8 protein-coding genes are annotated in these 9,120 nt (G+C 65.1%); 3 read left to right on the forward strand and 5 right to left on the reverse strand.

Going from position 1 to position 9,120, the window contains the following annotated elements:
• A partial coding sequence (locus A9W95_RS03425) for an FAD-dependent oxidoreductase (RefSeq protein ID WP_172826543.1) occupies positions 1–713 on the forward strand: 713 nt, incomplete at its 5' end.
• On the opposite strand, the gene A9W95_RS03430 is transcribed toward A9W95_RS03425, so the two are convergent.
• A complete protein-coding gene (locus A9W95_RS03430) occupies positions 708–1,670 on the reverse strand; it encodes an alpha/beta fold hydrolase (protein WP_067409232.1) in 963 nt (320 codons plus the stop codon). The genes A9W95_RS03425 and A9W95_RS03430 overlap by 6 nt on opposite strands.
• A gap of 152 nt (positions 1,671–1,822) precedes the next feature.
• Here A9W95_RS03430 and A9W95_RS03435 point away from each other — a divergent pair, with 152 nt between their 5' ends.
• Positions 1,823–3,172: an FAD-dependent oxidoreductase gene (locus tag A9W95_RS03435; RefSeq protein ID WP_253851544.1), complete on the forward strand. Its 1,350-nt coding sequence runs from the start codon at positions 1,823–1,825 to the stop codon at positions 3,170–3,172.
• A 3-nt stretch (positions 3,173–3,175) separates the two neighbouring features.
• On the opposite strand, the gene A9W95_RS03440 is transcribed toward A9W95_RS03435, so the two are convergent.
• From A9W95_RS03440 to A9W95_RS03450, 3 genes are read right to left on the reverse strand one after another with little or no spacing between them, the layout of a single operon-like run.
• Positions 3,176–3,553: a nuclear transport factor 2 family protein gene (locus A9W95_RS03440; RefSeq protein ID WP_067409233.1), complete on the reverse strand. Its 378-nt coding sequence runs from the start codon at positions 3,551–3,553 to the stop codon at positions 3,176–3,178.
• A 28-nt stretch (positions 3,554–3,581) separates the two neighbouring features.
• A complete protein-coding gene (locus A9W95_RS03445) occupies positions 3,582–4,304 on the reverse strand; it encodes a DUF2652 domain-containing protein (protein WP_067409234.1) in 723 nt (240 codons plus the stop codon).
• A 59-nt stretch (positions 4,305–4,363) separates the two neighbouring features.
• Positions 4,364–5,062, reverse strand: a complete 699-nt coding sequence (locus A9W95_RS03450; protein ID WP_067409235.1) for a TrkA family potassium uptake protein — start codon at positions 5,060–5,062, stop codon at positions 4,364–4,366.
• Positions 5,063–5,244: 182 nt separating this feature from the next.
• Between A9W95_RS03450 and A9W95_RS03455 the strand changes: the two genes are divergently transcribed.
• On the forward strand, positions 5,245–6,741 hold the full coding sequence (locus A9W95_RS03455) for a potassium/proton antiporter (protein ID WP_067409236.1): 1,497 nt from the start codon (positions 5,245–5,247) through the stop codon (positions 6,739–6,741).
• Between the two features lie 86 nt (positions 6,742–6,827).
• Here A9W95_RS03455 and A9W95_RS03460 read toward each other — a convergent pair whose 3' ends face one another.
• A complete protein-coding gene (locus tag A9W95_RS03460) occupies positions 6,828–9,005 on the reverse strand; it encodes a glutamine synthetase III (RefSeq protein WP_067409237.1) in 2,178 nt (725 codons plus the stop codon).
• Positions 9,006–9,120 lie beyond the last annotated feature (115 nt).

A 9,120-nucleotide genomic window follows, 5' to 3' on the forward strand; every position in this document is an offset into this window, starting at 1 on the left:
CCGGCGGCACTCAGCAAATCGCCGAACTGGCCGCGGCCGAGCTCGGTGATCGAGTGGTCCTCGATGCGCCGGTGCGCTGCATCGAGCGTCACGGGGCGGGCGTGACCGTCACCTCAAGCCAGGGCCACGCCGAAGCCGGGTTCGTCATCGTCGCGATCCCGCCCGCGCACCGCAGCGCCATCGAGTTCAATCCCCCACTCCCGCCCGAGTACCAGGAATTGTCCCGGAACTGGCCGCAGGGCAGCCTCAGCAAGGCCTACGCGGCTTACGAGAAGCCGTTCTGGCGCACCAAGGGATTCTCCGGGCAGGCATTGCTGGACCGGGGCCCGGTGTTCATCACCTTCGACGTGAGCCCGGATGACGACGGGCCGGGGATCCTGCTGGGGTTCGTCGACGCCCGTACCTTCGACTCACTGACCCCCGATCAACGCCGCCGCGAGACGGTGCGCTGCTTGGCCTCGGTGTTCGGCGACGAGGCCCTCGATCCGCTTGACTATGCCGACCACCGTTGGGGCACAGAGGAATTCGCACCCGGCGGTCCTACCGCCGCGGTACCGCCAGGGTCGTGGACGAAATACGGTAGGTATCTGAGAGAGCCAGTCGGGCCCATCCACTGGGCCGGCACGGAAACAGCGGATGAGTGGACCGGATACTTCGACGGCGCGGTCCGATCGGGCCAGCGCGCGGCGGCCGAGGTGTCGGCGAAATTATGAGATCCGCTGGACCGGCGCGGTGACGGATTCGAGCAGCCCCCGTAGTTGACGGTTGACCTCGTCGGGCTGTTCCAGCATCGAGCAGTGCCCGCCGGGCAACTCGACGAGACCGACAACGTTCGGCGCGGTCTTGGCTATGTGACGCGCTTGACTGATCGGGGTCAGCCGGTCGCGGCGACTGCCGATCACCAACGTGGGCACGGTCAGACCCTCTAGGTTCAGATGCCGAGATCCCACTTCCCCCACCAACATTCGCGCGCAGCCGCCGCGGCCGCCAGGTGAGGTCTGAGCGAAAAGCTCGTAGACGAGCTTGCCGACGCTGCGGTCGGCGTCGCCGCCAACTGCCATCATCGCCACCAGATACTGCGTGGGAAGCTTGACCGCGCCGGGCAGCGGGAAGCCGCCCACGACGTTGATCAGGCCGCGTCCGGCCAGCACCCGAGCCGCCGAAAGACCTGGCGGGACGGACAGCAGCTTCAGCTTCGCGAGCAGGTCGCCGGTGGTGGTGTTGATCAGCGCGACGGCGTCGGCGCGGCGCGCCACCTTGTGGCGATACCGTTGCGACCATGCGGCGATGGTCATGCCGCCCATGGAGTGCCCGGCGATCACCGCACGTTCGTGCGGCGCCAAGGTGGCATCCAGGACGCAATCGAGGTCGGAAGCAAGGGCTTTGAGGGTGTAACCACCCCGGCGCGGACTGCCGCTGCGTCCATGACCGCGATGGTCGAACGCAATCACGCGGTAGTCGGTGGACAGCTCGGCGATCTGATACGCCCACGCGCGAATGGCGCAGACGAAGCCGTGGGTCAAAACAATGGGATAACCGTCGGGCGGACCGAAAACCTCTGCGTGCAGCGGGGTCCCGTCGGCCGCGCGGACGGTCAGGCTACGGCTGGGTGGCAACACCTCAGGAGGCGGGCAAACAACTCTGCCGCGGGTGGACTTCCGAGCACTCATCGCCGCTCCCCCCATCCAAGCGGCTCCATTGCCGCCTCCAGGTTTCCGCGAGTTTACCCGCGCACGGCATGTTCAAACCGTCATTCCTCAACATGCGCCAAATAAGTACCAAAAGTCCTGGTCGGCCCGATTCTTGTGAGACCCTGACAGGCGTGTCCGGCCTGTCTCGTCGGGGTCTGTTCGCGGCCACCGCGAGCTTCGTCGGCGCGGAGATCGCCGGTTGCGCGGACCCACCGAAGCCGCCAGCACCGAACGCCGAACCGGTGTTGGTCGTCGGCGCCGGCATGGCCGGCCTCGCCGCCGCCCGACGCCTGGCCGATGCGGGCCGGCCGGTACGGCTGCTCGAGGCCCGCAACAGGATTGGCGGTCGGATCGACACCCGGCGAGATTGGGGCGTACCGCTGGAGATGGGTGCGTCGTGGGTGCACGGCGTGACGAACAATCCGCTGACCGATCTGGCGAAGACGGCAGGCATCGGGCTCGTTTCCACCGAGTATGACAAGTCGGCCCGCCTCGTGGTCGACCCGCACTTGCAGCCCATGCACTACGACCAGCAGAAATGGCGCACGTTCGTCAAGGCGGCCCGAGACGAGGTCGAGGGCGGAAGTCTGGCCGCCGCGATCGACGCCGCAGCCAAGCGGGAGGAACTGACCGACCGGGAACAGGCACAACTCGACTTCTACGTGCACACACAGATCGAAGAAGAATACGCCGCCGACGCCGACCAGCTTTCGGCCACGACGTTCGACGCAGGCACCTACACCCGCGGTGACCAAGCCGTCCTGTCCGACGGTTACAACGCGCTGCCCCGGTTACTCACCCACGGGCTCGACATTGTCTTCAACACCGCGGTGACCGCCGTTGTGCGGCGGGCGAATTCGGTCACCGTCAGCGCGGGTGGCCGCTCGTTCGACGGGTCCGCCGCCATTGTCACCGTTCCGCTGGGTGTGCTGAAGTCCGATGCCATCCGGTTCGATCCTCCGCTACCTGAGGGGCATCGGCACGCATTGCACGCCTTGGGTTTTGGTGTGCTGTCCAAGACGTACTTCCGCTTCGACCGGCGAACCTGGGACCAGGACGACGCGTTCTACCACTATCTCGGCAATAGTCAGGAATGGGCGCAGTGGTTCAGCTTGCCGGTGGGAGCGGGGCCGATCATGTTGGCGTTCAACGCCGGTCGTTTCGGCAGAACCGTGGAGGCGATGTCAGCAGTCGAGTTGATCACCGGCGCCCTGCCCACCGCCCGGCAGTTGTTCGGCGAAACCAATGCGCCGGTCGGGGTGCTCAACTCGAACTGGACGGTAGACCCGTACGCGCTGGGATCGTACTCGTTCCACGCGCCCGGTTCGGGCCTGGACGACCGACTCCGGTTGCAGGAACCCATCGGTGACCGGCTCTACTTCGCCGGTGAAGCCGTCGGCGTGGACAATCCCGCCACCGTGCACGGCGCGCTGCGCAGCGGCCAGCACGCGGCTTCGGAACTGCTGCGCCGAATACGTTGACGCTCAGTAGCATTCCAATGCGGCAACGCCGCGCCAGCTCGGCCACGTCGTCTCCCACACTCGATGAATCTTGCCGTCGCGGTAGGCCACGATCAGCACCACCTCGATTCGGGTCGAATCTTCCCCGGGGCGGGACGTGGTGATCCATACTCGGCCGGCCACCTTGTCGGCGGCTTGCACCCACGCCTGCTCGTCGTACTCGACGGCGTAGGTGATGGCGGTGGCGTACACCGCGCGGTGACTGTCGTGGAATTCGGCGAAGTCCTGCGTCAGCCCGTCGGAGTGCATCACGAAGTCGGGGTCGTAGTAACGCTCAACCAGGTCAGCGTTCTTGGCGACGACCATCCGGTCGAACATTTCTTTGAGCAACGCGACGGACATCGCAGCGATGGTAGCCGTGCCGAACCACTCACGCCGGCAGCTTGGCGGCACGGCCCAGGTTGCGGAAGCCGACAGCCGGCTTCCGGATGCCCACCACGAACGGCAACGTCTTCATTTCCAGGTTGAGCTTGGTGGACAACCGGCCCAAGGTGCTGCGCGGCGGCACCGCCGGCACGCTGGCGGTGGTCGCGAGGTCGAGATAGAAGGTCGAGGTTTCGCCGATGCCCTCGAAATGATGGACGAGCGGCTTGGACAACTGACGCATCGACTCTTCGAGGCATTCGGCCACGACGTCGGTCATCAAGACGTATTCCGGGATCGGCACCGAGTTCTTTAGCATGCGATGGACCAGGATGACGTCGAGGCCGGCGAGCTCAATGCGGCGCTTGACCTTCTGCTCGGCCACGTCTCCCACGTGCGCAACGAATTTCAGTGACAGCCTGCCCAGCTGTGCGCAGCTCGCGCAGTCACACAACGCGTCCTTCTGGAACCGCTGCTTGCGTGCGAGGAATGCTTGCCGCATCGCCGGGAGCCGTTCACAGACCGTGCGGGCATCTCCGTTGGGCGCCCAGAAGAACGCGGCGTCGCCTTCCAGCTTCGCCAGCTTGAGGCCCTTGCCCGCGTCGATGACGGCCTCGAGCAGTCCGGCCACCGCTTGCTGCGCGTGGGCCAGGTGCAGCCGGTTCCAACTCATGTAGTGGGTGTATCCGCCGATGTCCGCGATCAGCAGAACGGCGCGTCGGATCGCCATGACTTGGAGATTTTAGTGCCCTGACGCCGGCTGGTCGATTACCGTGCCAAGGTCGGCGGTCAGGCGTCGCGTCTGGCCCGGGCGGGTGGAAGGTCTAGATCAGCGGTATGGACCGCCGCTCCGAAAGAGCCCTCGAGGGCGCTGTCGGCCACGAACAACATCTCGTCGCCCGGTTGCAGCACGTCGTCGGACTGCGGGACGACGACTTTGTCACCGCGCACCACGGTGACCAATGCGGTGTTACCCGGTAAGTCCAGCGCGCCCACCCGTTGACCCACGAGTGAATTGTCTTCGGGCAGGGTCAGTTTGGTCAGAGCGGCTTGGCCCTCCCGCAAGCCCATCAGCCGGACCAGGTGGCCCACGTCGATGGCGCCTTCGATCCCGGCGACCATCGCGCCGGGGGTGGAGACGGCCACGTCGATCCCCCACGCCCTGGTGAACAGCCACTCGTTGCCGATGTCGTTGATCCTGGCCACCACCCGCGGCACTCCGAATTCGACCTTGGCCAGCAGGCCCACCACCAAGTTCGCCTTGTCATCACCGGTCGCGGCGATCATTACGTCGCAGGTGTGGGCTCCTGCCTCTTGCAGGGCTGACAATTCGCATGCGTCGGCGTTGAGCCAATCCGCGTCGGGCACCGTGTGTGGCTCGAAATTGCTGCGGTTGCGTTCGATCAACAGGACCTTGTGGCCATAATCGAGTAACTCCTGGGCGACGGACCGGCCGACTTTGCCGGCGCCGGCGATCCCGATCCGCACTTTCCGCCTCGTCACCTAGTCATCATGTCCCATTTCGGGTCATCCGGCGCGGCCAGGCGACGTCGCACGACGCGCACCGGGCTGCCCGATGCTGATTTACTGGCAGCACCTCATTGTCGATCCGGCGCTCCTCGCACGGGGCGCGCCGTCGACGACCGCTGCTTCGGATCGAACGGGAACGCATGAGCTTGGACCAGTTGTATCTGACGCTGTTGCTCGGCGGCCTGGTGCTGCTGGCCAGCATCGTCGGTACCCGGGTGGCGACCCGTGTCGGGTTCCCCAGCCTGCTGTTCTTCCTGCTCGTCGGGGTCGTGGTCGGCGAGGACGGACTCGGTCTGCAGTTCGACGACGTGGAGCTGGCCCGGAACGTGGGCACGGCCGCGTTGGCCGTCATCCTGGTCGAGGGCGGATTGACCACGCGGTTCTCCGACATCCGCGATGTGCTGGCGCCTGCGTCGGCGTTGGCGACCGTTGGGGTGGGCATCAGCACCGCGGTCACCGCCGTCGGTGCGCATTTGCTGCTGCATATCGACTGGCAGCTGGCGCTGCTGTTGGGCGCGATTGTCTCCTCCACCGATGCGGCAGCGGTGTTCTCGGTGTTGCGGGTGCTGCCGTTGCCGCGCCGGCTGGCCGGCCTGCTCGAGGCCGAATCCGGCTTCAATGATGCGCCGGCGGTGATTCTCGTGCTCATCTTCAGCGCCGTGCCGTTCGTTTTCGAACCGCGTCACGCGGCACTGAACCTGGTCTACGAGCTGCTGGGCGGGTCGGCGATTGGGCTGGCCGTCGGCTACCTGGGCAGCGTCGCGTTGCGCCACGTCGCCTTGCCGGCCTCGGGGCTGTACCCCATCGCGACGTTTGGGCTGGGCATTGTCGCGTTCGCCGCGGCCGGCAGCGTGCACGCTAGCGGCTTCATCGCCGCGTATCTGGCCGCGGTGGTTTTGGGTAACTCCGGCATGCACCACCGGTCGGCCACCCGTTCCTTCGCAGAGGGTCTGGGCTGGTTGGCGCAGATAGGGTTGTTTGTGTTGCTGGGGTTGTTGGTCGACCCGAGCGAACTAAGACACGACGTGGTTCCCGCGGTGGTCATCGGACTGGTCTTGCTGCTGATCGCGCGGCCGCTTTCGGTCATGGGAGCGCTGGTCGGCTTCCATGTCCCGTGGCGCGATCAAGTCTTTCTCTCCTGGGCCGGTCTGCGCGGCGCTGTCCCGATCGTGTTGGCGACGTTTCCGGTCGTGGCCGGAGTCCGCGACAGTTTCCGGCTGCTCAATATCGTGTTCGTGCTGGTGGTGGTGTTCACCCTGGTGCAGGGCCCCAGCCTGCGACCCATTGCGCGCCGATTGCGGTTGATCTCCAGTGAGGCGACCCGCGAGATCCAAGTGGAAGCCGCGCCTCTGGACGTGCTCGATGCGGAGTTGCTGACCATGACGGTGCAGCCGTTGTCGCGGCTGCACAACGTGACCATTCTAGAGCTGCGCCTGCCCGACCCGGCGGTGATCACGTTGATCATCCGTGACGGCCATACCTTCGTGCCGGAGCCCGACACTCGGATAGCGACCGGTGACGAGTTGCTGATCGTCACGACCAGCAAGACGCGCGCCGCGGCCGAATCGCGCCTGCGCGCGGTGAGCCGGCGCGGCAAGCTGGCGCATTGGTTCGACGAATACGGCGACGTCGAGTGATCCCGCGGCGTGGGGGTCGTCGGGCGTGGGGCATCGAATCACCAAGTTCCGCTTGTTGCGGAGGGCCCCACGCCCGACGACGTCTGTCAGAGGATGTAAAGCATCTCTTGGTAAGTGGGCAGCGGCCACAGGTCGTCGGCGACAACGCTTTCCAGCCCGTCCGCCGCGGTGCGCACCGTTTCCATCGCCGGCAGCAGGCGCTCCTGAGCGTGCTGCGCTGCCTCGAGTGCCGAATCTGCACCGGCTTCGCCCAACGCTGACTTCAGCGCCTCCAGCGCCTCGGTGAGAACGGCGAGCGGGGCCGACACTGCTTGCAGTGCAGCCAGATTCGGCTCAAGACCGGCGGCCTTCATGGTCGTGACATTCTGGGCCAGCTCCGTCTGATAGCGGATCGCGGCCGGCAATATCACCGTCATGCCCAATTCCAACGCCAACTTCGCCTCCACCGCGATGGTCAACGCGTACTGTTCGAGGCGGACCTCGTAGCGGCTGTGCAACTCGCGTTCGTTGAAGACCCCGTACTTCTCGAACAGCTCCACCGACTCCGGTTTGATCAACTCCGGTATCGCGTCCAGCGTGGTCTTCAGGTTCGGAAGGCCGCGCTCGGCCGCCTCGATCTGCCAGTTCTCGGCGTAGCCGTCGCCGTTGAACACGACTGCCCCGTGTTCGGTGATGACGTCGGTCAGCAGGGTCTGAACCGCCTCGTCGAAGTCGTGGCCGTCGGCCACCGCCTGCTCGAGGATCGTGGCCATGTGGTCGAACGAGTCGGCCATGATGGTATTGAGCACGATCATCGGCACAGCGACCGTCTGTCCGGCGCCCGGAGCCCGGAACTCGAATCTATTGCCAGTGAACGCAAAGGGACTGGTGCGGTTGCGATCGCCGGCGTCGGTCGGCAGCGGGGGCAACGTGTCGACGCCGATGATCATCGTGCCCTTGCCCTTCGACGAGGTGGCCGCCCCTTTGGCGATCTGCTCGAACACATCGGCAAGCTGCTCGCCGAGGAAGATTGAGATGATCGCCGGCGGTGCCTCATTGGCGCCCAACCGGTGGTCGTTGGTAGCCGAAGCGACCGACACCCGAAGCAGTCCAGCGAATTTGTGCACGGCCCGGATGACCGCCGCGCAGAACACCAGGAATTGCGCGTTCTCGTGCGGGGTGTCTCCCGGTACCAGCAGCGAGCCCAGCTCGGAATTGCCCACTGAAAAGTTGACGTGTTTGCCGGATCCGTTCACCCCCGCGAATGGCTTCTCGTGGAAAAGGCATTCCATGCCATGCTTCTTGGCGAGCGTCTTGAACACTGTCATCAAGAGCTGTTGGTGGTCTGACGCGATGTTGGCTCGTTCGAACATCGGCGCCACCTCGAATTGGCCGGGCGCCACCTCGTTGTGCCGAGTTTTTGCCGGGATGCCAAGTTTGAACAACTCGCGCTCGGTGTCCATCATGAAGCCCAGGACACGCTCGGGCACCGCGCCGAAGTAGTGATCGTCGAACTCCTGTCCTTTGGGCGGCTTGGCGCCGAAAAGCGTGCGGCCGGCATTGATCAGATCCGGTCGCGCCAGAAAGAAGTGCCGGTCGACCAGAAAGTACTCCTGCTCAGGACCGCAGAAGGACACCACCTTGTTGAGGTCTTTGTGGCCGAACAACCGCAGGATCCGCTCGGCGTGGATGCCCATCGCTTGCTGGCTGCGCAACAGCGGCGTCTTGTAGTCCAGCGCTTCGCCGGTCATCGAAACGAAAACCGTTGGGATGCATAACGTGTTGCCGTTCGGATTCTCCAAGATGTAAGCCGGACTGGTGACATCCCAGCCTGTGTAGCCGCGAGCCTCGAAGGTGCTGCGCAGCCCCCCAGAAGGAAAGCTGGAGGCGTCCGGCTCGCCTTGGATGAGAGTCTTCCCGGCGAACTCGGCCAGCGTCTGACCGTCCGAGATGGGCTCGAGGAAGCTGTCGTGCTTTTCCGCGGTCAGGCCGGTCATCGGGTAGAACACGTGGGCGTAGTGGGTCGCCCCCTTCTCCAGCGCCCAATCCTTCATCGCCACTGCGACAGTGTCGGCAACAGCCGGGTCCAGCTTGGCGCCCTTCTCGATGGTCGCCACGACCGACTTGTACACCGACTTGGGCAGACGTGCCTGCATCTCGGCCTTGGTGAAGACGTTCGCGGCGAATATCTCACCGGGCGTCTCTCCTGGTACAAAGCTGATAGCTGGTGGGAGGTATGCCTCGACGTTGGTGATTGCCTGAAGGCGAACCGCATTTGCGCTCAATTAAATTCCTATCGCAACGGTGGACCGACCCACCGTAGGAAGGTTCGATGGCAATTCTGTTACGGCCGCGTCAACGCTTCGAGGCAATGCCCGCGTCAGTTCGACGACGACACCG

The organism is Mycobacterium sp. 1423905.2, from assembly GCF_001673155.1.
In the GTDB taxonomy this organism is placed as follows: domain Bacteria; phylum Actinomycetota; class Actinomycetes; order Mycobacteriales; family Mycobacteriaceae; genus Mycobacterium.

What these genes read in the sequence shown, in the direction of transcription:
- A9W95_RS03445 (WP_067409234.1), bottom strand. Translation starts at nt 4,304, where the DNA reads ATGGCGATCCGACGCGCCGTTCTGCTGATCGCGGACATCGGCGGATAC.
- A9W95_RS03430 (WP_067409232.1), bottom strand. Translation starts at nt 1,670, where the DNA reads ATGAGTGCTCGGAAGTCCACCCGCGGCAGAGTTGTTTGCCCGCCTCCT.
- A9W95_RS03440 (WP_067409233.1), bottom strand. Translation starts at nt 3,553, where the DNA reads ATGTCCGTCGCGTTGCTCAAAGAAATGTTCGACCGGATGGTCGTCGCC.
- A9W95_RS03455 (WP_067409236.1), top strand. Translation starts at nt 5,245, where the DNA reads ATGAGCTTGGACCAGTTGTATCTGACGCTGTTGCTCGGCGGCCTGGTG.